26 protein-coding genes are annotated in these 24559 nt (G+C 73.7%); 12 read left to right on the top strand and 14 right to left on the bottom strand.

The genetic code is table 11. The features are described from left to right. The first annotated feature begins 67 nt into the window (after positions 1-67). From ABD948_RS01090 to ABD948_RS01080, 3 genes are read left to right on the top strand one after another with little or no spacing between them, the layout of a single operon-like run. Positions 68-655: a helix-turn-helix domain-containing protein gene (locus ABD948_RS01090; RefSeq protein WP_345262196.1), complete on the top strand. Its 588-nt coding sequence runs from the start codon at positions 68-70 to the stop codon at positions 653-655. After that, positions 652-1932, top strand: a complete 1281-nt coding sequence (locus ABD948_RS01085; RefSeq protein ID WP_345262195.1) for an MFS transporter — start codon at positions 652-654, stop codon at positions 1930-1932. Before ABD948_RS01090 ends, ABD948_RS01085 begins: the two co-directional genes overlap by 4 nt. A 47-nt stretch (positions 1933-1979) precedes the next feature. Then, entirely contained in the window at positions 1980-2153 is a 174-nt protein-coding gene (locus tag ABD948_RS01080; RefSeq protein ID WP_345262194.1) for a hypothetical protein, read from the top strand. 34 nt (positions 2154-2187) lie between these two features. On the opposite strand, the gene ABD948_RS01075 is transcribed toward ABD948_RS01080, so the two are convergent. Genes ABD948_RS01075 through ABD948_RS01055 form a run of 5 tightly spaced genes read right to left on the bottom strand, consistent with a single transcriptional unit; the run spans position 2188 to position 6388 of the window. Further along, positions 2188-3180, bottom strand: coding sequence for an NAD(P)/FAD-dependent oxidoreductase (locus tag ABD948_RS01075; RefSeq protein ID WP_345262193.1), 993 nt, complete (start codon positions 3178-3180; stop codon positions 2188-2190). Beyond that, the gene (gene hisC, locus ABD948_RS01070) at positions 3177-4247 is read right to left on the bottom strand and encodes a histidinol-phosphate transaminase (RefSeq protein ID WP_345262192.1); all 1071 of its coding nucleotides are present in this window, start codon (positions 4245-4247) and stop codon (positions 3177-3179) included. The genes ABD948_RS01075 and hisC overlap by 4 nt, the downstream gene beginning before the upstream one ends. 9 nt (positions 4248-4256) lie before the next feature. After that, the gene (locus ABD948_RS01065; RefSeq protein ID WP_345262191.1) at positions 4257-4823 is read right to left on the bottom strand and encodes a dihydrofolate reductase family protein; all 567 of its coding nucleotides are present in this window, start codon (positions 4821-4823) and stop codon (positions 4257-4259) included. A gap of 30 nt (positions 4824-4853) precedes the next feature. Then, positions 4854-5429, bottom strand: coding sequence for a VanZ family protein (locus tag ABD948_RS01060; RefSeq protein ID WP_345262190.1), 576 nt, complete (start codon positions 5427-5429; stop codon positions 4854-4856). Between the two features lie 38 nt (positions 5430-5467). Further along, on the bottom strand, positions 5468-6388 hold the full coding sequence (locus tag ABD948_RS01055) for a dimethylarginine dimethylaminohydrolase family protein (RefSeq protein ID WP_345262189.1): 921 nt from the start codon (positions 6386-6388) through the stop codon (positions 5468-5470). A gap of 110 nt (positions 6389-6498) precedes the next feature. On the opposite strand from ABD948_RS01055, the gene ABD948_RS01050 reads away from it, so the two are divergent. From ABD948_RS01050 to ABD948_RS01020, 7 genes are all read left to right on the top strand, one after another. After that, complete coding sequence (locus ABD948_RS01050; protein ID WP_345262188.1) at positions 6499-7176, top strand: GntR family transcriptional regulator; 678 nt, start codon at positions 6499-6501, stop codon at positions 7174-7176. A 326-nt stretch (positions 7177-7502) separates the two neighbouring features. Next, a complete protein-coding gene (locus ABD948_RS01045; RefSeq protein ID WP_345262187.1) occupies positions 7503-7895 on the top strand; it encodes a phage holin family protein in 393 nt (130 codons plus the stop codon). Beyond that, the gene (locus ABD948_RS01040; RefSeq protein WP_345262186.1) at positions 7892-8416 is read left to right on the top strand and encodes a low molecular weight protein-tyrosine-phosphatase; all 525 of its coding nucleotides are present in this window, start codon (positions 7892-7894) and stop codon (positions 8414-8416) included. The genes ABD948_RS01045 and ABD948_RS01040 overlap by 4 nt, the downstream gene beginning before the upstream one ends. Then, positions 8413-9297, top strand: coding sequence for a fructosamine kinase family protein (locus ABD948_RS01035; RefSeq protein WP_345262185.1), 885 nt, complete (start codon positions 8413-8415; stop codon positions 9295-9297). The genes ABD948_RS01040 and ABD948_RS01035 overlap by 4 nt, the downstream gene beginning before the upstream one ends. Before the next feature lie 89 nt (positions 9298-9386). Next, positions 9387-10088, top strand: coding sequence for a response regulator transcription factor (locus tag ABD948_RS01030; RefSeq protein ID WP_345262184.1), 702 nt, complete (start codon positions 9387-9389; stop codon positions 10086-10088). A gap of 4 nt (positions 10089-10092) precedes the next feature. Beyond that, the gene (locus ABD948_RS01025) at positions 10093-11562 is read left to right on the top strand and encodes a HAMP domain-containing sensor histidine kinase (RefSeq protein ID WP_345262183.1); all 1470 of its coding nucleotides are present in this window, start codon (positions 10093-10095) and stop codon (positions 11560-11562) included. Further along, the gene (locus ABD948_RS01020) at positions 11559-12137 is read left to right on the top strand and encodes a hypothetical protein (RefSeq protein WP_345262182.1); all 579 of its coding nucleotides are present in this window, start codon (positions 11559-11561) and stop codon (positions 12135-12137) included. The genes ABD948_RS01025 and ABD948_RS01020 overlap by 4 nt, the downstream gene beginning before the upstream one ends. On the opposite strand, the gene ABD948_RS01015 is transcribed toward ABD948_RS01020, so the two are convergent. The 9 genes from ABD948_RS01015 to ABD948_RS00975 all read right to left on the bottom strand — a co-directional run bounded on the left by ABD948_RS01015 (position 12126) and on the right by ABD948_RS00975 (position 21969). Then, positions 12126-13391, bottom strand: a complete 1266-nt coding sequence (locus ABD948_RS01015) for an anthranilate synthase component I family protein (protein ID WP_345262181.1) — start codon at positions 13389-13391, stop codon at positions 12126-12128. The genes ABD948_RS01020 and ABD948_RS01015 overlap by 12 nt on opposite strands. Next, a complete protein-coding gene (locus tag ABD948_RS01010) occupies positions 13385-13957 on the bottom strand; it encodes an anthranilate synthase component II (protein WP_345262180.1) in 573 nt (190 codons plus the stop codon). Before ABD948_RS01010 ends, ABD948_RS01015 begins: the two co-directional genes overlap by 7 nt. Next, a complete protein-coding gene (locus ABD948_RS01005) occupies positions 13954-15891 on the bottom strand; it encodes an anthranilate synthase family protein (RefSeq protein ID WP_345262179.1) in 1938 nt (645 codons plus the stop codon). Before ABD948_RS01005 ends, ABD948_RS01010 begins: the two co-directional genes overlap by 4 nt. A gap of 77 nt (positions 15892-15968) precedes the next feature. Next, the gene (locus ABD948_RS01000; protein WP_345262178.1) at positions 15969-18164 is read right to left on the bottom strand and encodes a HelD family protein; all 2196 of its coding nucleotides are present in this window, start codon (positions 18162-18164) and stop codon (positions 15969-15971) included. A 105-nt stretch (positions 18165-18269) separates the two neighbouring features. Further along, complete coding sequence (locus ABD948_RS00995; RefSeq protein WP_345262177.1) at positions 18270-19238, bottom strand: signal peptidase I; 969 nt, start codon at positions 19236-19238, stop codon at positions 18270-18272. Further along, positions 19235-19891 carry a SipW-dependent-type signal peptide-containing protein gene (locus ABD948_RS00990; RefSeq protein ID WP_345262176.1) on the bottom strand — a complete coding sequence of 219 codons (657 nt, stop codon included), beginning with the start codon at positions 19889-19891 and terminating at the stop codon, positions 19235-19237. The genes ABD948_RS00995 and ABD948_RS00990 overlap by 4 nt, the downstream gene beginning before the upstream one ends. Further along, a complete protein-coding gene (locus tag ABD948_RS00985) occupies positions 19888-20493 on the bottom strand; it encodes a signal peptidase I (protein ID WP_345262175.1) in 606 nt (201 codons plus the stop codon). The genes ABD948_RS00990 and ABD948_RS00985 overlap by 4 nt, the downstream gene beginning before the upstream one ends. Positions 20494-20513: 20 nt before the next feature. Continuing rightward, on the bottom strand, positions 20514-21047 hold the full coding sequence (locus ABD948_RS00980) for an alternate-type signal peptide domain-containing protein (RefSeq protein WP_345262174.1): 534 nt from the start codon (positions 21045-21047) through the stop codon (positions 20514-20516). A 172-nt stretch (positions 21048-21219) separates the two neighbouring features. Further along, positions 21220-21969 (bottom strand): enoyl-CoA hydratase family protein, encoded by a 750-nt coding sequence (locus ABD948_RS00975; protein WP_345262173.1) that lies wholly within the window; start codon positions 21967-21969, stop codon positions 21220-21222. 58 nt (positions 21970-22027) lie between these two features. On the opposite strand from ABD948_RS00975, the gene ABD948_RS00970 reads away from it, so the two are divergent. Both ABD948_RS00970 and ABD948_RS00965 read left to right on the top strand, forming a co-directional pair. Beyond that, the gene (locus ABD948_RS00970; RefSeq protein WP_345262172.1) at positions 22028-23626 is read left to right on the top strand and encodes a molybdopterin-dependent oxidoreductase; all 1599 of its coding nucleotides are present in this window, start codon (positions 22028-22030) and stop codon (positions 23624-23626) included. Between the two features lie 224 nt (positions 23627-23850). After that, positions 23851-24555: a fasciclin domain-containing protein gene (locus ABD948_RS00965; protein WP_345262171.1), complete on the top strand. Its 705-nt coding sequence runs from the start codon at positions 23851-23853 to the stop codon at positions 24553-24555. The last annotated feature ends 4 nt before the right edge of the window (positions 24556-24559 follow it).

Genomic DNA, 24559 nt, shown 5'->3' with positions numbered 1-24559 from the left:
GCGAAGCGACCCGGCCGATCGCAAAGAACTATTTGCAAAGACATCTTTGTGGACTTACGGTGCTCTCGTGGACCTCACCTCGATCACGCCCGAGCCGCACCAGCTGCGCGCCCTCAGCCACCCGGTGCGCCTGCGCATCCTGGGCCTGCTGCGCAGCGAGGGACCCACCACCGCGACGGCGCTGGCCACCCGGCTGGGCCTCAACTCCGGTGCCACCAGCTACCACCTGCGCCAGCTGGCCCAGCACGGCTTCGTGGAGGACGACGCCGAGCGGGGCAACGGCCGCGAGCGGTGGTGGCGGGCCTCGGCCCAGAGCACCCGCACGGAGTTCACCACCGACCCCGAGGCGCGTGCCGCCGAGGACGCGTTCGTGCAGGCCGTGGCGGTGGTGCACACCGAGCAGCTGCAGCGCGCCGTCGAGGAGCGCGAGCTGGTGCCCGACGCCTGGCGACGCGCCTCCACGTTGAGCGACTGGGGCCTGCGGCTCACCCCCCGGCGTGCCGAGGCGCTCATGACGGCGCTCATCGCCGCCATCGAGGAGACCGACGAGGACCCGGCCGACGAGGGCGCCGAGGACTTCGTGGTCGTGCTGCACACCTTCCCCCGGCCGGGGCGCGTCGCCCGGGCGGTGCCGGAGTCGGAGGAGGAGCGGTGAACCGGGCCTTCACCGGGTGGCTCGGTGCGGGCTTCCTCTCCACCACCGGCACGCGCGTCTCGATGGTGGCGCTGCCCCTGTTCGCGCTCGAGCTCACCGGCAGCGCCGCGCTCACCGGGCTCGTCGCGCTCTGCGAGATGGCGCCGCTGGTGCTGCTCAAGGTGCTCGGCGGCCCGATCATCGACCGGGTCGGCCCGCGACGCGTCGCGCTCACCTGCGAGATGCTCTCGGTCGTCGCGGTCGGCTCCATCCCCGCGCTGCACCTGGCCGGCGCGCTCACCTTCCCGCTGCTGCTGGTGCTGGTGGCGGTGGCGGGCGCACTGCGCGGCCCGGGCGAGAGCGCCCAGAACGCCATGTCGCCCGCGCTGGCCGCGCACGCCGGGGTGCCCCTGGAACGCGTCACCGGCCTCGACGGCGCGGCCGAGCGCACCGCGTCCATGACCGGGGCGGCGCTCGCCGGCATCCTGGTGGCCTCGGTGGGGGCCGCCGAGGCGCTGGTGGTCAACGCGGGAGCGCTCGGCGTCGCGGCGCTGGTGCTGGCCTGGGCCACCGCCGGCGTCCCGGTGCAGAGCACTGCTGCCGCGGCGGGCGAGGTGGAGCCGGGCGAGCAGCGCTACCTCGACCAGCTGCGGGAGGGCTGGCGCTTCCTGCGCAGCGACCCGCTCCTGCTCGGCATCACGGTCATGGTGGCGCTCACCAACCTGCTCGACATGGCGTGGAGCGCGGTCCTGATGCCGGTGTGGGCGGTCACCTCGGGCGAGGGTGCTGCCGCACTGGGACTGCTGCTGGCCCTGATGAGCGGGTGCTCGGCGCTGGGTGCCGCCTGTGCCGCCGCGTTCGCCTCCCGACTGCCGCGCTACACCGTCTACCTGGTGGGCTTCCTGCTCACCGGCCTGCCACGGTTCGCGATCTTCGTGGTGGAGGTGCCGCTCGTGGCGGTAGCCGCGGTGTTCGCCGTCGCCGGGTTCGCCTCCGGGTTCCTCAACCCCGTGCTGGGAGCAGTGATCTTCGAGCGCATCCCGGCACCGCTGGTCGGCCGCGTCTCCTCGTTGAGCACCGCCCTGTGCTTTGCGCTGATGCCGCTGGGCGGCCTGGTCGGCGGGCTGCTGGTGGAGTCGTGGGGCCTGGCCGCGGCCATGCTCACCTGCGGCGTGGCGTACCTGCTGGTGACGACGGCCCCGGCGCTCGACCCGCGCTGGCGTGAGCTCGACCGCCGCCCGGAGCCCCTCGACGAGGCCTCACGTACCGGAGGTTTGTCGGAGCGGGCGGGTACCTGACCGATTCACCCCCTCGATCTCGGGGGGACCAGAAGAGGGAGAGCACCATGCTTCGTCAGCTCATCAGCAGGGTCACCGGCGGCGGACGACGTCGCCCCGCGGGAGGGGTCGGAGGTGTCGGCGGTGCCGGTCGCCGCGGGCACGCCCGCGGCAGCGCCAACGGCGACATCGCGCGTGGCGTCGAGCAGGCCGCCCGCGGGTTCCTGCGCAAGCGCCGCTAGTCGGTCCCGCCGACGGCCGGAGCTCCCCCGGCCGTCAGGCGAGTCGCTCGGCGAACGCCTGCCCCAGGCGGTGCCCCGAGAGGTAGGCGCCCTCCACCTTGGGCGTGGGCCCCCAGCCGTCGCCGCAGACGCCGAGCAGGCCGGTCTCGGTGTTCTCGCCGCCGGCCAGCAGGTACGGCTCCTCGCGCTCGCCGACCGGCCGCGCCAGCGACCACCGCTTCACCACGTGCGACTCTGGCTCGGGCAGACCGAGCACCCGGCGCAGCGCCGCCACCAGGAGAGGACCGGCCCCCTCCGGGTCCTCCAGGTGGTGTGCAGCGCGCTCGGGCGTCGTGTGCGCCACCAGCACGGGGGCGTCGTCGCCGCGGCGGCGTCCGTCGTCGACGATCCAGGCCAGGTCGTCGTCGCCGTTGACGAAGACGCCGTCGAAGCCCCAGCTGCGCTCCGCGAACCGCGCGACCAGGGCCAGCACCGGCTCGAAGTCGCGGGTCAGCTGCTCACCCACCCCCTCGAGACCGGGGCCGAGCAGCCGGCGTGCCTGCACGTCGGGCATGGCCAGCACGACGGCGGCCGCCGGCTCGCCGTCGACGGTGAGGACGCCGCGCTCGTCGCGGTCGACCTGCGCGACCTCGGCGCGCTCCACCTCCAGCGGTGCGGCGAGGTCCTCGACCAGCGAGCGCAACGCGCCCGGGGCGCGCCAGCGCACGGGGCCGCTCTTGGGCTCCAGCGCACCGCCGGGTGCGGTCGCGTCGACGACGTGGAAGGTGTCGGTCCAGGGCTCGGCCAGCCCCCGGTCGCGCCAGTCGGCGGCCACGGCCTCGAAGGCCGGGTCGGAGACGGTGAAGTAGGAGGCACCCAGGTCGACGGCGCGGTCGTCGAGGCGCTTGCTCGCCATCCGGCCGCCGATGCGGTACCCGCGGTCGACCACGCGCACGGGCGCGCCAGCGGCCTGCAGGGCGCGGGCGCAGGCCACGCCGGAGATGCCGGCGCCGACCACCACGACGGGGACGACGGGCGCGCCGCTCACGGGCGCAGCTCCCGCGCCAGCTGCAGCAGGCGGTCGTTGGCCTCGGGCTCGCCGATGCTCACCCGCACGCCCTCGCCGGCGAAGGGCCGCACGGTGATGCCGGCGGCCTCCGCTACCGCCGTCAGCTCGGGCGTGCGCGGGCCGAGCCCGAACCAGACGAAGTTGCCCTGCGGCTCGGGCACGGTCCACCCGGCGTCAGCGAGGCCGGCGACCACCCGGTCGCGCTCGGCCACCAGGGCGTCGACCCGCTCGAGCAGCGCGGCCTCGTTCTCCAGCGAGGCGATGGCGGCGGCCTGCGCCACGTGCGAGACGCCGAAGGGCAGCGAGACGGCGCGCAGTGCGGCGGCCACCGGGTCGTGCGCCACGGCGTAGCCCACCCGGAACCCGGCCAGGCCGTAGGCCTTGGAGAAGGTGCGGAACAGCACCACGTTCGGGTGCCGGGCATAGGTGGCGACGCCGTCGACGGCGTCGTCCATGCGCACGAACTCCAGGTAGGCCTCGTCGACCACGACCAGCACGTGCTCGGGCACCCGGGCCAGGAAGGCGTCCAGGTCACTCTGCGTGACGGCGGGGCCGGTCGGGTTGTTGGGGGTGCAGACGAGCACGACGCGGGTGCGGTCGGTGATCGCGGCTGCCATGGCGTCGAGGTCGTGCCGCCCGTCGGCGGCGACCGGCACGGGCACGCTGACGGCGGCCGCCGTCGTGATGGCGATGGGGTAGGCCTCGAAGCTGCGCCAGGCGTGCACCACCTCGTCGCCGGGCTCGCAGAAGGCGGTCAGCAGCTGGTAGATCAGCGCCACCGAGCCGGTGCCAGCGGCCAGGTGGGTCACCGGCACCCCGAGCCGCGCCGAGAGCGCGGCGTACAGCGCGCTGTTGCCCATGTCGGGGTAGCGGTTCATCACCGAGACCGCGCCGTGGGCGGCCTCGACGACGCCGGGCAGCGGCGGGTAGGGGTTCTCGTTGGACGAGAGCTTGTAGGTGGTCAGGCCCTCACGGGGCGTAGAGGGCTTGCCGGGCACGTACGCCGGGATGGCGGCGACGCTGGAGCGGGGCTGGGGGTGGGCCATGCGCCGAGGTTAGCCAGCGCGGTAGCGCAGGTACCCGACGCCGTTGCCGAAGGCGCGGGCCTCGGTCAGCCGCAGGCCGGAGGCGGAGTGCCCCTCGGGGAAGAGTCCCTGCCCCCGGCCCTGCACGACCGGGTAGACGAAGAGCCGGTACTCGTCCACGACCCCCGCCGCGACCAGGGTGTGGGTGAGCCGGATGCTGCCGGTGCACACGATGTCGCCGCCGGGCCGTGCCTTGAGCTCCTGCACCGCGGCCACCGGGTCCCCACGCAGCACGCTGCTGCCCGCCCAGTCCAGGTCGGCCTCGTCCAACGTGCTGGAGACGACGTGCTTGCGCACGCCGTCGAGGTAGTCCGAGATGCCGGTCGCGTCGTCCGCGAGGGCGCGCCACGAGTGGCGGAAGTCCTCGAACGTCCTGCGACCCACCAGCAGGGCGTCGGCCCGCTGCCGCTGCCGGGCGTTCTCGGCCAGCTGCTCCTCGTGGCCAGCGTCGCCCTGGGCTGCTCCGTCGAACCAGTCGTCGAGCATCTCGATCCGGCCGTCGAGGGTGATGTTCTGGGTGATGGCGAGAGTGCGCATGTCAGTGCCGACCGGTCCCGCGCTCCGGACTCATCGTCCGCGACCGGGATCCACGCCGCGGTGGCGCCACGGCCGCAGCAGCAGCGCGAGCACCAACCCCACCGCGCCGCCCACCGCGGCGCCGGTGGCGTTGTCGACCATGTCGGTGACGTCGCAGGCCCGGTCCAGGCGGGCGAGCTCGAGCTGGGCGAGCTCGATGACGACCGACGAGGCAGCCAGCGCCAGGACGCCGAACGGGGCGGTGAGCCAGGCCGTGCGCGGCCAGCGCGCCGCGAACAGCACGAGCAGCGCGCCGGCCGGCACGAAGATCGCCACGTTGAGCATGCGCTGCCCGCCGCCGAAGATCCAGAAGCCCTCGGGCGCGGGCCCGCCGTAGTCGAAGGAGCAGGTCTCGAGCCGCTCCTCGGCCATCACCCAGCCGGGGGCGCCGTTGGCCGGGATCAGCGTGAGCACGCCGATGACGACCAGGCTCCAGACCAGCAGCGCCAGCGTCGTCGCACCGAGCAGCCCGAGGCGCCGCCGGGTGGCCCAGCCGAGCAGCGCGCAGGCGGCACCCGCCAGTGCGATGAGCACCAGCATCACGCCTACGCCGCCGACCGGGAACACGGCGACGACGCTACCCAGCGCCGTCGGCGGCTACACGCCTACACCGGGGGCAGGACCACCGTGGGGGTGTCCTGCACCACGAGGTCGCGCCCGAGGGTGAGGTCGACGGGGTTGGTCAGGCAGCGGATCGAGCCGCCCCCCTTGTGGAACTCGCCCAGGTCCAGCACGACCACCTCGAACCCCCAGGACTCCAGCTGCGCGCGCACGTGATCGGGGCAGTCGGGCATGACGACGGTGCGACCCACGACCACGGAGTTGGCGGCGAAGGTGGTCAGCGCCTCCGCCTCGGTGAGCACGAGCGGCTCGGGCACCAGCTCCAGGAGCGCGGCGGCCGAGGCGTCGTCGAAGGCCTCGGGGCAGATGAGCGCGCGTCGCTCGTCGAGCGGGCAGAAGGCGAGGTCGAGGTGGTACATGCCCGGGTGGGTGATGCGCAACCCGTGCATGCGCACCCCGAGGTCGGTGGCCAGGTGCTTGAGCGCCAGCTCCTCGGTGCGCGGGCCGTAGCCGACCACCAGGTCGCCGCGCCAGGCGAAGGCGTCACCGGCCTCCAGGTGCGCTCCGACGCCGTCGCGCCCGACCTGCGAGGTGCTCCAGCCGTGCTCGGCGAACCAGGCCTGCGCCGAGGCGGTCTCCATGCGGCGCTGCGGGTAGCGCATGTGGCTCATCACCACGTGCCGACCGCCGTCGGGCCGGACGACGCCGAGGCCGAGGTTCATCGCGTAGACCATGTCGGGCGCGTCCGGGCGCTGCGGGAGCACGTCGACGTGCGCGCCGAGGCCGCGCAGCGTCTCGACAAGGGTGCGCCACTGCTGCATCGCGAGCGCGGGGTCGGGCTGGACGGCGGGGTCCATGAAGGGGTTGATCGCGTACTCGACCCGGAAGTGGGTCGGCTCGACGGCGACGTAGTGACGGCCCCAGGTGAGTGCGTCGGCGCGGGTGTCGGCGCGGGTGTCGGTCATGGATCCACCTCCGGGTCATCGGTCACGGGTGCGTGACGTGGCTCATATTGTCTGACAATCAGACATTCGCCAGTGTGGCGCACCGGAGCCCAGCAGGCAAGAATGCGCGGATGCCCGCCGAGCGCCCGTTCGCGAGCCTGCGCCTGGAGCACTCCTCCACGGTCGACCGGGTCGCCGAGGAGCTGCGCCGCGCGGTCTTCGAGGGCGAGCTGGAGTCCGGCACCCCGTTGCGCGAGGTGGCGCTCGCCGAGTCGCTCGGCGTCTCCCGCTCGACGGTGCGCGAAGCCCTCACCGTGCTGGTCGCCGAGGGGCTGGCCGTGCGCGAGCCGCACCGCGGCGTCGCCGTCGCCACGCCCCAGGCGGCCTCGGTGCGCGACGTCTGCGCCGCCCGCTGGGTGCTCGAGGGCGCCGGCGTCCGCGCCTGGCAGGCGGCCTCCTCCGACCAGCGCGCCCACGTGCACGAGACGCTCGACGCCTACACCTCGGCGGTGCGGGCCGGCGCCAGCTACCAGGAGCTCAACGCCCGGCACCTGGCCTTCCACGTCTCGCTGGTGGCGCTCGTGGGCAGCCCGCGGCTGGTGTCGATGGCCGAGGGGCTGATGGACGAGCTGCGCCTGGCCCTGGCGCAGGTGGAGCGGATCAACCGCAACGCCCACGACCAGGCCGAGACCCACACCGCCCTGGTGCGGCTGCTCGACGAGGACGACGTCGAGGCCGCCCACCGCTTCCTGCGCGCCCACCTGGTCGACGCCGAGGAGGAGATCGTGCACGCGCTGGGGTTGGTCTAGGTAGTCCTCGGCCACCGGTCACGGTCGGACGAGGGACCGGCGGTCGGCGGTCGGCGAGGTAGCTGCCAGGCGGCCGAAGCCGGCAGGGCGCGTCGCCGTCGCCGCCCCAAGCGCCTCACACGTCGCTCGCATCACAGTGGAGGGGTGATCGCGGAACCGGAGGGCCAGAATTCCGGCCCCCCTGTTCCGCGATCCCACGTGGACGTGGGATCGCCTCCCAGCCCCACGAACCCCCGCGCCCCCAACAGCCTCACCAGCCCCACCCCACCCGCTGGCCCCAGCTACCGCCCCGCCGACCGCCACTCGCGACCTGGGACGATAGGCGGGTGCGCTTCCTGACCTGGCTCGTGACCACCGCCGTCTCCCTGGCCACCGCGGCCTGGCTGATCGAGGGCATCAGCTTCACCGGCGCCACCTCCGGGCGCGCCGAGATCGAGGACAAGATCCTCCCGCTGCTGCTGGTCTCGCTGATCCTCGGCGTCGTCACCTCGCTGGTGAAGCCGATCCTGACGCTGCTCTCGTTCCCGCTCATCATCGTGACCCTGGGGCTCTTCCTGGTGGTCATCAACGCCGCGATGCTCAAGCTCACCGCGGTGCTGGCCGACGCCGTCGACCTCGGCTTCCGCGTCGAGGGCTTCTGGTCGGCGGTGTTCGGTGCGGTGATCATCACCGTGGTCACCTACCTGGTGGACGGGCTGATCGGCGAGGACCGCCGGTGACGGAGGCAGCCGCCCCCCTGCCCCCTGCCCGCACGCCCGGCCGCTACGCGGTGGCACTGGTCTGCCTGGGCAACATCTGCCGCTCGCCGACGGCGCACGTGGTGCTGGCCCGCAAGGTCGAGGACGCCGGGCTGGGCGAGCAGGTGCGGGTCACCAGCGGCGGCACCGGCGGCTGGCACGTGGGCGGCCCGATGGACTCCCGCGCCGCGGCCACGCTGACCGCTGCGGGCTACGACCCCAGCCGGCACCGGGCCCGCCAGTACGAGGACGACTGGGCCGACGAGCACGACCTGGTGCTGGCGATGGACGGCCAGAACCTGGCCGACCTGCGCGCCGTCAGCCCCGGGCTCGCCGCCGAGGGACGGCTGCGGCTCTTCCGGGACCACGACCCCGTCGAACCCGGTGGCGAGGTGCCGGACCCGTACTACGGTGGCGACGACGGCTTCGAGGAGGTGCTGGCCATGGTGGAGCGCACGAGCGACGCACTGGTCGCGCGGCTGGCGCGAGCGGTCGCGCCATGACCCGCCAACCCCTCGTGGCCCGCCGCGCCGAGGAGCTGATCGGCGCCTCGGTGGTGGCGACGGCGCCTGTGGCCGGCGGCGACGTCTCGACGGCCACCAAGCTGCGCCTCTCGACCGGGCAGACAGCGATCGTCAAGACCCTCAACCACGCCCCGTCCGGGTTCTTCGAGCGCGAGGCGGCGGGTCTGCGCTGGCTGGGTGAAGTGCCCGGCGGCGTCCCCGTGCCCGAGGTGCTCGGCGTCGACGAGGAGTGCCTCGTGCTGGCCTGGGTCGAACCCGGCCGCAGCAGCGGCGACGCCGCCGCCGAGTTCGGCCGCACGCTCGCCGTCACCCATGCCGCCGGCAGCGAGACCGGCACCTTCGGGGCCGAGCAGGAGGGCTTCATCGGCCGGCTGCCGCTGCCCAACCGACCCGCTCCCACGTGGGCGGAGTTCTACGCCGTGCGCCGCCTGCTGCCCTACCTCAAGCTCGCCAGCGACCGCGGCGCCGTCGAGCCCGAGGACGCCGCCGCGGTGGAGGCGGTGGTGCCGCGGCTCACGGCGCTGCTGCCCGAGGAGCCGCCCGCCCGTCTGCACGGCGACCTGTGGAACGGCAACGTGGTGTGGGGCCAGGACCCCGCCGCACCCGGGCAGGGTCGCGCCCACGTGATCGACCCCGCCGCCCACGCCGGGCACCGCGAGGTCGACCTGGCCATGCTCGCGCTGTTCGGCCTGCCCCACCTCGCACGCGTGCTCGAGGGCTACCAGGAGGTCGCACCGCTGGCCGAGGGCTGGGAGGACCGGATCGGCCTGCACCAGCTGTTCCCGCTGCTCGTGCACGCCTGCCTGTTCGGCGGGCGCTACGGCGCCCGCGCGGCCGAGGTCGCCCGCCGCTACCACTGACCGGCACGGTCAGGTCGGGATCGGGTCGAGGTCGGGTCGAGGTCGGGCCGTCTCAGGCGCGACTCAGGACCGGCTGGCACCATGACACCGTGACGACCGCCCCCACCCCGCCGCGCGTGCTCGTCGTCGACGACGACAAGGCCGTGCGCGAGTCGATGCGCCGCTCGCTGGAGTTCAACGGCTACGAGGTGCACCTGGCCGGCGACGGCGCCGAGGCGCTCGCCACCATCGGGCAGGTGGGGCCCGACGTCGTCGTCATGGACGTGATGATGCCGCGCCTGGACGGGCTGGAGACCACGCGCGCGCTGCGGGCGGCCAAGAACGACGTGCCGATCATCGTGCTGACCGCACGCGACGCCGTGGGCGACCGGGTCGAGGGGCTCGACGCCGGCGCCGACGACTACCTCACCAAGCCCTTCGCGCTGCCCGAGCTGCTGGCCCGGCTGCGCGCCCTGCTGCGCCGCGTCGTGCCCGAGGACGACGGCCAGGACGAGGTGCTGTCGTTCTCCGACCTCACCATGGACGTCGCGACCCGCGAGGTCACCCGCGCCGGCCGCGCGATCGAGCTGACCCGCACCGAGTTCACGCTGCTCGAGATGTTCCTGCGCCGTCCGCGCCGGGTGCTCGAGCGGGCCTTCATCCTCGAGGAGGTGTGGGGCTACGACTTCGGCACCACCGCCAACTCCCTGGAGGTCTACGTGGGCTACCTGCGCCGCAAGACCGAGGCCGAGGGCGAGAGCCGGCTGATCCACACCGTGCGCGGCGTCGGCTACGTGCTCAAGGAGTCCTGATCGGGTGAGTGCACCCGCGTCGCTGCCCACGCACCCGCCGCCCCGCACACCGCCCGGCACGCCCGCGGGTGAGACGCCGGCGCGGTGGCACTACCGGCGCTCGCTGGCCAGCCGGGTCATCGTGCTGACCACCATGGCGGTGGGCCTGGCGGTGGCGTTCGTGGCGGCCGGCGCGTACGTGACGGTGCGCGCGCAGCTGCAGTCCTCCCTCGACACCTCGCTCATCAGCCGCGCCGAGTCGGCCTCCATCAAGCTCTGCGACCCCGAGGTGCAGGTGCCGGCCGAGTACCTCGGCGCCGCCAACTCCTACGTGGCCTGCTTCACCGGCGGGGTCGGCGTCGCGCGGGCCACCAGCCGCGACCTGCCGGCACTGTCCCTCGGCGTTCCCGAGCGCGAGGTGGTGGAGGGCGAGGACCCCCAGTCGGTCCGCACCATCATGGGCGACGACGGCACCACCCGCTGGCGCGTCGTCGCCGTCGGCCGCGAGGACGGCTTCACGATCGTGATGGCGCAGTCGCTGGCCGACCAGCGCTCCGTGCTGGGGCGGCTCGGCATCGTGATGCTCCTCTTCGGCGGCGCCGGCGTCGTCGCGGCGGGTCTGGCCGGCTGGGCCGTGGCCCGCAACGGCCTGCGGCCGGTGCGCCGGCTCACCACCTCGGTGGAGCACATCGCCCGCACCGAGGACCTGCGCCCGCTGCCCGTGGAGGGCGACGACGAGGTGGCGCGCCTGGCGGCGGCGTTCAACCAGATGCTGCTCGCCCTCGACGCCTCCCGCGAGCGCCAGCGACGCCTGGTGGCCGACGCCGGCCACGAGCTGCGCACCCCGCTCACCTCGCTGCGCACCAACATCGACCTGCTCAGCCAGTCCGACGCCGGCGGCGCCGACGGCACCGGCGGTCCGGTGCTGCAGCCCGCCGCCCGCGCCGAGATGCTCGACGACATCCGCTCCCAGATCGACGAGCTCACCACGCTGGTGGGCGACCTCACCGAGCTGGCGCGCGACGTGCCGCCGGAGTCGGTGGTGGCCGAGGTCGAGCTGAGCGAGGTGCTCGACCACGCGCTGCAGCGGGTGCGCCTGCGCGCACCGGGCGTCACCTTCGACGCCGTCGCTCACCCCTGGTGGGTCACCGGCGACGCCGCCGCGCTGGAGCGCGCCATCACCAACCTGCTCGACAACGCCGCCAAGTGGAGCCCGGCGGGCGGCCGGGTCACGTGCCGCCTCGTGGACGGCGTCCTCACGGTCGACGACGACGGCCCCGGCATCGCCGAGGAGGACCGCCCGCACGTCTTCGAGCGCTTCTGGCGCGCCCAGGAGTCGCGCACGCTGCCGGGCTCCGGCCTGGGCCTGGCCATCGTCGCGCAGACCGCCGACCGGCACGCCGGCTCGGTGGAGGCCCTCGCCTCACCCAGCGGAGGTGCGCGCCTGGTGCTGCGCCTCCCCGGCCGCGCCGACCGACCCCGGGAGTCCTCATGACCGCCGCCCGCCTCGCGGGCGCCGCCCTCGCGCTGGCGCTCGCCCTGCCCCTGGCCGGCTGCGGCGAGGACGAGCTCCCCCGCTACGAGCCCGCCGGTCCGGCGGAGCCGCTGTTCAACCCGTGCACCGCGCTCGAGGTCGCCGAGGTCTCGCGGCTGCTGGGCACCGAGCTGGCCCAGGAGTCCGGCACCCCGGAGGCGCCCGTGTGCACCTTCACCCCGCTCGCCGAGGGTGGTCCGGTGCTCAACGCCAACTACCAGCAGCTCGACTCGGGGCTCGACTCGATCTTCGAGGGCATGGGCGTCGAGGAGTCGGCGGTCACGCAGGTGCAGGTGCCGGGCGCCGACGACGCCCGCGTCGTCGTCGACACCGACGGCGAGCAGCTGTTCGTCAGCGGCTTCGTCGAGAACGGCGACCTGATCCAGACCCTCGACCTCGTGGACCCCGCGCCGTTCGACCGCGAGCGCTCGGTCACGGCGGTGCGTCGCATCCTGGGGCTGCTCTCGGCCGGGGCACCCGCCGAGATCACCACGCCCTCACCCTCGGGGAGCTTCGGCACCGAGTCACCCGGCTGAACCGGGTCCGAGCACCTCGAGCAGGCGGGCGGCCTTCAGCGACGCCTCGGCGTGCTCGTCGGCGACCTCGGAGAGCACGGTGATGCCGCCGCCGGTGCCCAGCTGCCAGTGCCCGTCGCCGGCGCTGGTGAGGCTGCGGATCACGACACCGAGGTCGGCTCGACCGTCGCCGCTGATCCACCCGAAGGCGCCGGCGTACGCGCCGCGAGCAGTGCTCTCGACCTCGGCGATCACCTCCATGGTGCGGCGTTTCGGGGCTCCCGTCATGGAGCCGGCGGGGAACAGCGCGCGCAGGGCCGCCACGGTGCCCATCTCGTCGCGCAGACGGCCCCGCACGGTGGAGACCAGCTGGTGGACGGTTTCGTAGCTCTCCACCTGCATCAGCGCCGGGACCTCCACCGTCCCCGGCTCGCACACCATGGCCAGGTCGTTGCGCAGCAGGTCGACGATCATCAGGTTCTCGGCCCGGAAGCGCGGGTCGGTGGCCAGGCGACGGCGCTCGCGCTCGTCGTCCGCCGGGTCCTGACGTCGCGGTGTGGTGCCCTTGATCGGCTTGGTCTCCACGGTGCGGTCGGCGCCCACCGTGGCGAAGCGCTCGGGGCTCGAGCTCAGCAGCCAGGCGCTGGCGCCTGGCACGTCGTGCTGCAGGAATCCCGCGTAGGGCGCCGGGTTCAGCGACCGCAGGCGCAGGTACGCCTCGTGCGGCGGCACGTCGTCGCCCACGCCGAGCCGGTGGGTCAGGTTGACCTCGTAGGTGTTGCCGGCGCGCAGGTGCTCCTGCACGCGGGCGAAGGCCGCGGCGTAGGTGTCCGGCACCGGCGTCTCCGCCTGCGGCTCGGCGGCCGTGCGGCGCGGCAGTCGTCCGGCACCCGAGGCCGGGTGCTCGAAGAACCGCACCTGCGGCGACCGCATCCACACGGCGTCGGGCACGCCACCCTCCTCGACCAGTGCCGGCAGGTCGGGCCGGCACGCGTAGCCGAGGTAGCCGAACCACTGGTCGTGCGCGTGACCGCGGGCGAGCTCCTCCTCCAGCACGGCGAAGGGGTCGTCCCCCACCACGACGGCCTCCCCCGCCTCGTGGCGCAGCACCTCACGACGAGCCGCGGAGTAGGTGAGCGAGACGTCCTCGTCGTCGAGCCAGCCCAGGATCGAGCGACGGCCCGACCAGTCGCGCGCTCCCCCACCGTCGAGCCAGAAGCAGCGGGCGTGGCGCTCGGCCACGCGCGTGAAGGTGTGCTCGATGTCGGCTACCACGCTGCCTCCAGGAAGTTGGCGACCAGCTGCGCACCGCACTGCGAGAGCACTGATTCCGGGTGGAACTGCACGCCCTCCAGCGGCAGGGAGCGGTGCCGCACGGCCATCACCGTGCCGTCCTCGGCGTGCGCGCCGACCTCCAGCTCCTCCGGCACCTCGAGGGCGGCGAGCGAGTGGTACCGGACGGCGTCGAAGCCCTGCGGCAGACCGGTGAACACCCCGCGCCCGTCGTGCGTGATGCGGGCGACCTCGCCGTGCGCGGGGCGGACCCGCTGCACCTGGCCGCCGAACACGGTGACGATGGCCTGCATGCCGAGGCAGACACCGAGCACCGGTCGGGTGCCCGCGCGCAGCACGGCACCGCCGACGGCGAAGTCGGCCGGGTCAGCAGGGTGGCCGGGGCCGGGCGAGAGCACCACGTGGCTGTGGCGCAGCACGTCGTCGGGGTCGGTCTCGTCGTGCTGCACCACGCGCGGCAGGGTGCCGGTCACCTGCGCGACCAGGTGCACCAGGTTGTAGGTGTAGGAGTCGTGGTGGTCGACCACCACGACGTCCGGCGTCGTCACTGCCGTGCGGGCAGCAACAGGTCACGCACCAGGTCGTGGACCAGGCGGAACCCGTTCTCCGTGAGGATCGACTCGGCGTGGAACTGGATGCCGCGGTAGTGCGGGCCGCGCAGGGCGTGCACGTCACCGGTGGCCGCGTCGACGTCGACCGCGACGCCGTCGGGCAGAGCAGTGCTCTCGTCGACCCGGCCCACGAACGTGTTGTAGAAGCCGACGCGCTCCTCCCGCTCGTCGGTTTCGCCGTCGTCGAGCACCACGGAGGACTGGGTGCCCTGGAAGACGATGTCCTTGAACTCCAGCGGCAGGCCCAGCTGGTGACAGAGCGTCTGGTGGCCCAGGCACACCGCCAGGAACGGGCGCTCGGCCGCCAGCAGCTCGTCGACGGCGGCGCGCATCCGCGCGATCTTGGGGTCGGCGCCGTCGCGCGGGTCGCCCGGGCCGGGCCCCACGATGACCAGGTCGTCGTCGGCGAAGCAGCCGGGCTCGTAGTCCTCGTGGCGCACCACGCGCGAGGTCATGCCCATGACGCCCAGCAGGTGGCGCAGCATGTTGACGAAGTCGTCCTCGCCGTCGAGCACCACCACGCTGCGGCCCGCCAGCCGCGGGTCGGGGCTGGCCCCGGCCTGGTCGGTCAGCCAGAACGTGCTGAGGCGGCGGTTGCGGGCGTTGAGCGCCAGCAGCACGTCCTCGTCGCTGACCAGCTCGGCGACGTTGGTGGTGGGCGTCGGCGCGGGCGGCACCAGGCCGAACGCGGAGAGGATGCCGCCGGCCTTGGCGTGGGTCTCGGCCACCTCGGAGGCGGGGTCGGAGTCGCGCACCAGCGTGGCGCCGGCGGTGACCTTGAGGGCGCCCCCGAGCGAGACGTCGGCGGTGCGGATGACGATCGGGCTGTCGACCACCGGGCCGCCCTCCTCGTCGCGCCCCAGCACCGCGAGCGCGGCGCCGTAGTAGCCGCGGCCCTGCTGCTCGTACCTCGCGATCAGCCGGCAGGCGTTCTCGACCGGGCTGCCGGTCACGGTGGCGGCGTACATGGTGTCGCGCAGCACCTCGCGCGGGTCTCGGTCGGTGCGCCCGGCGAGCAGGTACTCGGTGTGGATCAGGTGCGTCATCGGCTTGAGGAACGGGCCGAGCACCTGGCCGCCCTCGGAGCAGATGTCGCACATCATCTTCAGCTCCTCGTCGACGACCATGAAGAGCTCGAAGATCTCCTTCTCGTCGGCCAGGAAGTCCAGCAGCCGCCTGCGCAGCGGGCGCTCGTCGTCGCCACCGCGCAGCCGGAAGGTGCCCGAGATGGGGTTCATCCGCACGTCGCCGCCGTGGATCGAGACGTGCCGCTCCGGGCTCGCACCCACCAGGTAGCGGTCGCCGGTGAAGAAGCAGAAGGTCCAGTAGGCCCCGCGCTCGCGCTCGAGCAGCCGCTTGAGCACGGTGAGCGCCTGCGGCGCCCCCCACTGCTCTAGCTGCGCGCGGTAGTGCCGCCCGACCACCAGGTTGGCGCCCTCGCCGACACCGATCTCGCCGCGGATGATCTGCTCGACGACCTTCGCGTAGGTCTCGTCGTCGGTCTCGAAGCCGCCGGTGTCGCTGAAGGTGACCGGCACCTCCTCGATCGCCTCGACCACCTCGGCCACCGAGAACTCCAGCTCGGTCTCGACGTCGACGACCACCAGCGGCGTCCCGTCGTCGACCGCCTCGAAGCCGCGCTCGGCCACCTGGCGGAACGGGATGGCGACCAGCCGGTCGGCGATGTGCCCCTCGGCGGGAACCCCCTCCTCCAGCGGGATGTCGAGGATCGAGGCCACCTCGCTGCGGCGCCCGCCCACGAGCCCCACGGTGTCGCGCTCCCCGGCCCGTGTGGAGCGCCGGATGATCGCCCACGCCTCGTGCCCCTGGAGCGCGGCGATGGCGTCCCGGGCGGCGGAGGCTGAGGTCATGCGCAGATGCTAGTGGCGGGCGGCCCGGCCCCCGCCACGGCCTGCACCGCCTCGTCGTGCCACGGCTCGCGGGCGGATCAGGTGACGACGGTCAGCAGCTGCGTGGCGCGGGTGAGCACCACGTACAGCGTCGCGCGGCCGGTGGCCGACTCGCGCTCGATCTCCTCGGGCCGCACGACGACGATGCCGTCGAACTCCAGGCCCTTGGTGTCGAGGCCGGTGAGCACGACCACGCGGTCCTCGCCCGAGGGCGCGACGGAGGAGTCGACGGCGGCGCGGGCACCGCGGGCGTCGTCGGCCAGCTCGGACCAGGAGGCCAGCCAGGCGTTGACCTCGGAGCGCCTGGCCACCGGCACGACCACGCCGACGGTGCCGCCAACGCGACCGGCCAGGTCGACCACGGCGCCGCGCACGGTGCCCTCGAGGTCGTCGCCGGCACCCAGCTCCACGGGGTCGACGCCGGTGGAGCGCACCGCCGTGGGCAGGTCGGCGTCGAGGCCCACGCGCTGGGCGTAGGCCGCGGCGTAGGCGTAGATCTCCGAGGAGTTGCGGTAGTTGGTGGAGAGGTGGAAGGCGTGCACGGCCTTGCCCTCCACCGCGGCCGCACGGGCGGCGTCCGCCTCGGCGGGCAGCGGCCAGGAGGACTGGGCGGGGTCGCCGACGATCGTCCAGGTGGCCGTGCGGCCACGGCGGCCCACCATCCGCCACTGCATGGGGGTGAGGTCCTGCGCCTCGTCGACCAGCACGTGCGCGAAGCCGTCGTCCTCGATGCTGTGGGTCGGCGGCGCCCAGGCGCGGCCGGTGGGCGCGTACTCGCGGTCCGCGGCGGTGAAGAGCTCCTGCATGTCCACCGCACCGTCGATCGCCGCGAGCGGGTCGTCGCGGTCCTCGGTGCGCTGCGGCACGTCGCCGAGCGCGTAGCGCAGCTCGTCGACCAGCGGCACGTCCTGCACCGAGAGGTCGAGCCGGCCGGTGCCGCCGCCCCACGACTTGAGCAGCAGCCGCTGCTCCTCGGCGTCGAGCAGGCCGTCGGACATCCGCGCCAGCAGCTCGGGCTCGCGCAGCCAGCCGAGCACCGTCGGCGCGTCGACCGGCGGCCACCACTCCACGACGAAGTCCATGAAGGCGTCGGTGGAGAGCAGGTCGTCGTCGAAGGACTCGCGACCCCGCTCGCGGCCGCGCTCGGAGCGCACCTGGCGCCACAGCACGTCGAGCAGCGCGGTGGCGACCCGCGGCATCTGGCGGTTGCGCAGGCCCTGGCTCATCAGCTGGCGCCGCACCCGGCCGAGCAGCCCGCGGTCCAGGCGCAGCTGGTTGTCGTACCAGAACAGCCGGAACTCGGCCGGGCTGCCGGGCGCCTGCTGGCGCGCGGTGCGTCGCAGCACCTCCGCCATCCGCACCGATCCCTTGACGTCGGCCACGGCCGGCTCGTCGTGGCGGGTCGCACGGACGCCGTCGACGACCTCGCCGAGCGAGCGCAGCGCCACCGCGGTCTCCCCGAGGCTCGGCAGCACGCGCTCGATGTAGCGCATGAACACCCCGCTCGGGCCGACGACGAGCACGCCGCCGCTCTCGTAGCGACGCCGGTCGTTGTAGAGCAGGTAGGCGACGCGGTGCAGGGCGACGACGGTCTTGCCCGTGCCGGGGCCGCCGGAGATCGCGACGACGCCCTTGCTCGGTGCGCGGATCGCCTCGTCCTGCTCGGCCTGGATGGTGGCCACGATGGAGTGCATCGAGCGGTCGCGGGCCCGGGAGAGCTGGGCCATCAGCGCGCCCTCGCCGATGATCGGCAGGTCGGCGCCGGTCTCGGCCATGCCCTCGGCGTCGAGCAGCTCGTCCTCGACGCCGGCCACGCTGCGCCCGACGCTGCGCAGCACCCGGCGCCGCAGCACCTGCTGCGGCGAGGCGGCCGTGGCCTGGTAGAACACCGCGGCCGCGGGGGCACGCCAGTCGATGAGCAGCGAGTTCATCTCGTCGTCGCGCAGGCCGATGCGGCCGATGTAGCGCGGCTCGGCGTCGACGTCGGGGCGCAGGTCGAGCCGGCCGAAGACCAGCCCCTCGTGGGCGGCGTCGAGCTGCGCCAGCCGCTTGGCGGCCTGGAACACCATCGCGTCGCGCTCCACCAGGCCACCCTCGTGACCCAGCCGCCCGCGGTCGTGCCCCTCGCGCGCCAAGCGCTGCGCGGCAGCACCGGCGCTCTCGAGCTGGGTGTAGACCCGGTCGACCACCTGCTGCTCGTGAGCGATCTCCCGCTCCACCAGCTCGTCCGTCACGCGTCGCTTCCCTCGGTCAGGCCCGCTTCGATGCCGCTCGTCCCGGGCGTCGGCGACCGGGTGGCGGCAAGAGGAGGACTCTACAGGCCAGCGAAGCTCGCGCGGTCACCCGCTAGAGCACTGGACGACGAGGCCAAGCCCGATGACAGACAAGATGCTGATGGAGCGCGTGTTCGACGGTCCGGAGATCCAATTGCCCCGGATCGCTTGCACGCTCACCTGATAAGTGCCGACATCGAGAACGCTGCTAGGCGCAGGTACCAGCCAGGACAGGGTGGAGACGTCGAAGGTGCCGCCACGGTAGGAGACGCGGTAGCCGTTGGGCGCGGGGTTCGAGGATTGGGGCCAGCTGATCGTTGGCCGTGGCGAGCCGTTAGTGCACGTGATGAACGGGGGCGTCTGCGAGCCAGCCACGAACTGACCGCTGCCCACCGAGGCTTGATCGGAGAACGCCGCCACAGTCGGGCTCGCACGAGCGACAAGCAGTCCAGACGCCACCAGGGCCAGCGCAAGCAAGCTGAGCGTGGCCCGTCGATGGTGTCGTACGGCCGCTCGATGACGAGGTCTGGCAGCTTCCTCGAGCCCTCGTGAACCCGCACGCGGCAGCATCGCCGATCCGATCGCGGCTAGCACGAGTCCCCCCGCCAACAGCGTCCCACCGCGGCCGGATGCAGCCGAGACCACGCTGCCCAGGTGCGGCACGTGGAACCACACCCGCTCCACCTCGGCCACCCGGTAGGTCTGGGGGTCCGGACCGGCGTTGGCGTCGCCGCGCAGCACCAGCTCGACAGCACCGCCGCCGAGCGGGTCGACAGCGACCACGCGGTGGGTGACCCGCACCCCCGAGTCGGCGACCACGCTCACCACGTCGCCCTCGCGGACCTCCGCGGCGGGCACGGTGCGCGCGACGGCCAGGTCGCCGGTGCCGATGGCCGGAGCCATCGAGCCCGAGAGCACCACCAGCGGCGTCAGGCCCAGCGCGAGCGTCACCCCCGCCCAGGCGAGGCAGAGCCCCCCGAGCGCGGCGCCGAGGGTCAGCAGCCGGTCGAGCAGGCGCGGCGCCCGCAGGCTCACGGGGCACCCATCTGCGAGGCGTTCACCGTCAGGGTGGCGGAGCCGTTGGCGCCCTGCAGGCTGTTGGCGGCGGTGCTGGGCAGGGTCACCAGCACGCACAGGGTCTCGGAGCCGCCGGCGGCGACGTCACGGCGCTGCGCAGCCGTGTTGCCGCCCACCAACGTGGTGCTCCCGGTCGTGAGGGCGACGCTGGACGCGAGGACCGTGCCGGAGCACGTGTTGCTGCGGTTGCCGCTGGCCTGGCTGCCCTGCGCAGTGCCCGCCGTCCCCTGGGTCACCGTCCACTTGAGTCCCGTGGCGTCGGTGGCGAGCGTCCCGGTCGCCGTCGCGGTCAGGTAGTAATCGAGGGGCAGCGTGCCGGCCGCCGGCGCGATCGTCAGGTTCGCGGCCACGCTCTCGCCCGGGACCATGCTCGACATCGAGAGACCACTCAGGGTGGTGCTGCCGCCCTGGCCCGGCAGCAGCCCGTTGACGGTCACGTCGAGCGTCCCGCTCGCGAAGCTGCCGGTGGGCACGGTGGCGGTGTCGGTCCAGAACGCGAGCGTGCCGACGCCGCTGACACCCACCAGGCAGCCCAGGCACAACAGGACCTTGGCGAGGAGCACCCGCGGCGAGCGCTCGGCCGGGGCGCGGTGGGCGGAGCGGCGGCTCACGACGCCGTCTCGGATCCCGCGAGCCGACGACGCCGCTCGCGCAAGGCCGTGAAGAACGCCCGCGCCGCGTAGAGCAGCAGCAGGCCCGCGGCCACGTGCGCGAGCTGGTCGCGCTGGCTGCCGGTGAGCCACACGTGCAACCGGCCGACGTGCGGCAGCGAGTACCAGAGCTCGCCGCGCACCTGCACCGGTCGCACCGGCAGCGGGTCGGGCGCGTCGTTGGCGTCACCCTGCGTCTGCAGGCTCAGCTCGCCGCGGCCGTCGTAGCCCACCCCCACGACGCGGTGCGTGACGACCGCCGGCGCGCCCGAGCGCAGCTGGTAGGTGATCACGTCGCCCACCCCCAGCTCCTCGGGCTCCACCGGACGCACCACCACGAGGCTGCCGGGCGGCAGGCCCGGCTGCATCGAGCCGGTCAGCACCGCGAACGGCGTCGCGCCGGCCACCCGCGGCAGCAGCACCGCGGCCAGGAGCACCCCGGTGACGCCGAGCACGACCACCCAGGCCACCACGCGCACCACGAACCGCCCAGCGCCCCACCGGCCGCTCGCGGGAGCGGTGGTGGGGGGCGCCGGGTCGGGTGCGCGGTGCAGCGTGGTCATGGCGGATCCGACCGGTCGGATCAGGGTGTCGCGTCGGACTGCGTGAGCGAGAGGGTCAGCGCGGCGAGCGTCGCCGTGAGGTCCTGGCTCGCGTTGGTGGCGTCGGTGAAGTCGAGGTCCACGGTCACCTCGACGCCGATCTCGTCGGTCACGGTCGGGCCGCCGTCGTCCGCCTCGGTCACCGAAGTGACCACCGCGCCATCGACCGTGAACTCGGCGGACGCGTCCAGCTCGTCGACCAGGCCGTTGGACGTGCCGAGGTCGGGCGAGGTGAGCGCCAGGTCGGCCTCGAGGTTCTCGCCGGCGGCGATGAGGTCGACGGTGCACGTGCGGGTCAGCTGGTCGCCCGGGACGATCAGCTGCGTCGTGAACGCGCCGGCGCCGTTCAGCTGCCAGGCGCCGCACACCGGCGTGCCCAGCTTCAGCTCGCCGCTGCTGATGCCGGTGCCCGTGACGGTCTCGCTGTCGCTCCAGAACGCGAGCGTGCCGGCGCCGCCGACCAGCAGGACGGCGGCCGCACCGGCGGCCAGGGCTCCCTTGAGGGTGGTGTCCATGGTGTTCTCCGTGGGGGGATGGGCGAGCCCAGACGCTCACCGATCCTGCAGTCGAGCACCACCCGTGCCCGTCTGAAACCCCCTCGGACCCGATTCCACCCGCCTGACCAGCAGAAACGTCCTACCGGCCAAGCCGCATGGTGCAACCGGTGGTCACACCCACCCGGACGGGCTACGCCCTCCTGCGCGAGAGGAACGCCGTCATCGCCTCGCGGGCGGCGTCGGAGCCGAAGAGCCGGGCGCTCAGCGCCGCCATCTCGTCCTCGTGGGCGTCGATCCGCGCGAGCAGCGGCGCGTTGAGCAGCCGCTTGGTCTCGCGCAGGCCCTGGGGTGCGCCGGTGGCGAGCGAGGCGCACACCGCGGCGACGGCGTCGTCGAGCGCGTCGGCCGGCACGGCCGAGGTCACCAGCCCGTACTCGGCGGCCTGGGCGCCGGAGAACACCTCACCCCCGAGGCAGGTCAGCTGCGCGGCGCGCGAGGTCAGCCGCGGCAGCACGGTGAGCGAGATGACGGCGGGGGCCAGCCCGAGCTTGACCTCGGTGAGCGCGAAGGTGGCGTCCTCGGCGGCGACGACGACGTCGGAGGCCGCCACGATGCCGATGCCGCCGGCGCGGACGGCGCCGTGCAGGCGGGTCACCACCGGCTTGGGGTGGGCGACGATGCGGCGCTGCATCTCCACCATCGCCCGCGTGCCCTCCTCCATCCCACCCGAGGAGGCCTCGGAGAGGTCGGCACCGGAGCAGAACACCCGCCCCTCGGCGCGCAGCACCACCACGGTGGCCGCGTCGTCGTCCGCCGCGCGATCCAGCGACGCCAGCAGCTCGGTGACCAGCTGGCGTGAGAGCGCGTTGCGGTTGTGGGGCGAGTCGAGCGTGATCGTCGCCACACCGTCGGCGGCGACGTAGTGCACCAGGGCGTCCATGGGTCGCATCCTGCCGCAGACAGCCATCCGGGAGGCCCCTCGCCTCCGAACACCTCCCATGACCGAGTCCTCCCCTGCCCGCACCGACCGCCGTCCACCGGGTCGCCTCGCCTACGCCGGTTTCGGCCTCGTGGCGACCCTGGCCGGCGTCGCCGCCGGGCACCTGGTGGCCAGCTTCCTCGAGCCCGGCTCCTCGCCGGTGCTCGCGGTCGGCTCCGCCGTCATCGACGCGACGCCCACGCCGATGAAGGAGTGGGCCATCCGCACCTTCGGCAGCGCCGACAAGCTGATCCTGGTGGGATCGGTGATGGCGGGCGTGCTGGTGCTCGCCGCGATCGCCGGCGTGCTCACCCGGCGCCGCTTCGCCGTCGGCGCCGCGATGCTCGTGGTGCTCACCGCCTTCCCGGCCGTCGCGGCGCTCACCCGCGCCGGCTCCACGCCGCTCGACGTGCTGCCCAGCGTGGTCGCCGCCGTCGTCGGCGTGGCAGCGCTGCGCGCGCTGGACCTGGTCGCCACCCGCGGCTCCCTGCGGCGCCGTGACGACGCCGCCACCGGCGAGGGCGGCGAGGCCGGGGAGGCGCCCGCCACCCGCGGCGCCTCGCGCCGCGGCGTCCTGGTCGGCAGCGGCGTGATGCTCGCGCTCGCCGCCGTGATGGGCGGCGCAGGCCGCCTGGTCACCCAGCTGCGCGGCAAGGTCACCGAGGTCACCTTCCCCACGCCGGCCTCGCCGGCGCCCGCCTTCCCCGAGGGCATCGAGGGTCGCTTCGCCCAGATCTCCCCGCTCCGGGTCGCCAACGCCGACTTCTACCGGGTCGACACCCGCCTCGACGTCCCGCTGGTCGACATGGAGGGGTGGACGCTCACCATCGACGGCGACGTCGAGAACGAGATGACCTTCACCTTCCAGGACCTGCTCGACATGCCGCTCATCGAGCGCGACATCACCCTCACCTGCGTCTCCAACAACGTCGGCGGCCCCTACGTGGGCGGAGCGCGCTGGATCGGCGTGCGCCTGACCGACCTGCTCGACATGGCGGGCGTGGGCAGCAAGGCCGACCAGATCCTCAGCACCGACTTCGACGGGATGACCATCAGCACCCCGCTCGACATCGCCACCGACGGCCGCGACGCGATGATCGCGCTGGGCATGAACGGCGAGGTCCTGCCCCGCGAGCACGGCTACCCGGCCCGGATGATCGTGCCCGGCCTCTACGGCTTCATCAGCGCCACCAAGTGGATCGAGCGGATCACGCTGACCACCTACGCCGAGCGCACCTCCTACTGGACCGACCGCGACTGGGACACCGACGCCCCCATCAAGCCGATGGCGCGCATCGACACGCCCCCGGGCCTGCAGGAGATCCCGAGCGGCAAGACCGTCATCGGCGGCGTCGCCTGGGCGCAGTTCGACGGCGGCGTGATGAAGGTCCAGGTGCAGATCGACGGCGAGGGCTGGCAGGACGCCGAGCTCGGCCCCGACGTCAACAACGTGTACTGGCGCCAGTGGTACTACGAGTGGGACGCGGCCGAGGGCGGCCACAACATCTCCGCCCGCGTCGTGGACGGCAACGGCGAGGTGCAAACCGACGCCCGTGCCGAGCCCTTCCCCAACGGCGCCAGCGGCGTGCAGGCCCTGATCGTCAACGTGGGCGCCTGACCCGGCACCGCCCCTCGCTCGACGCACCACCCCTCGCCCCTCGGGCGGGGGGTGGTGCTGCGTCGGAGGGGGTCTCAGGGCGGCTCCCCCACAGCGCGTGAGCGCGGTCACACCGAGAAATCGGAAGAAATCCACCCATCCACCCATCCACCTGCCGAGCAGCGCCGAACAGCACGTGTAACTCCCCGGCAACGGGGGCCCACCAACCGGAAGGCACCATTCCGATGAAGCTCAACACCGTTCGCCGCGGCACCGCCGCTGCCGCCGTCCTCGCCCTCTCCGTCTCCCTCGCCGCGTGCAGCAGCGAGGACGACAGCACCGAGGGCTCCGGCACCGAGGAGTCCTCCTCCGCCCCCGCCGAGGAGACCCCGAGCGAGGAGGCCCCCGAGGAGTCGGAGTCCGCTCCCGCTGACGACGCCGCCGCCGCTGTCTTCGGCCCCGCCTGCGACCAGGTCCCCGCCGACGGCGCGGGCTCGTTCAACGGCATGGTCACCGAGCCGGTCGCCACCGCCGCGAGCGCCAACCCGCTGCTGCAGACCCTCGTCACCGCCGTGGGCTCCGTCGAGGGCCTCGCCGACACCCTGAACACCCAGGAGGCGCTCACCGTCTTCGCCCCGTTCGAGGGTGCGTTCGCCGAGATCCCCGAGGCCGACCTCAACGGCCTCATCGAGGGCGCGACCGCCGACGGCATGAACTCCGACCTCGCCAAGATCCTCTCGCACCACGTGCTCCCCGCGAACAACGACGCGGCCGCGGTCGTCGGCGAGCAGGAGACCCTCAACGGCGACACCCTCACCATCGAGGGCGACGAGTCGGGCATGACCGTCTCCGACGGCACCGTGACCGCCAACGTGCTGTGCGGCAACATCCCCACCGCCAACGCCACGGTCTACGTGATCGACAAGGTCCTGACCGGGATCGGCTCCTGATCCT

Source organism: Nocardioides nanhaiensis (assembly GCF_039542785.1).
Classification (GTDB): domain Bacteria; phylum Actinomycetota; class Actinomycetes; order Propionibacteriales; family Nocardioidaceae; genus Nocardioides; species Nocardioides nanhaiensis.
Note: the sequence above shows the minus strand (reverse complement) of the source record. Positions and strands in the feature narration are given on the sequence as shown.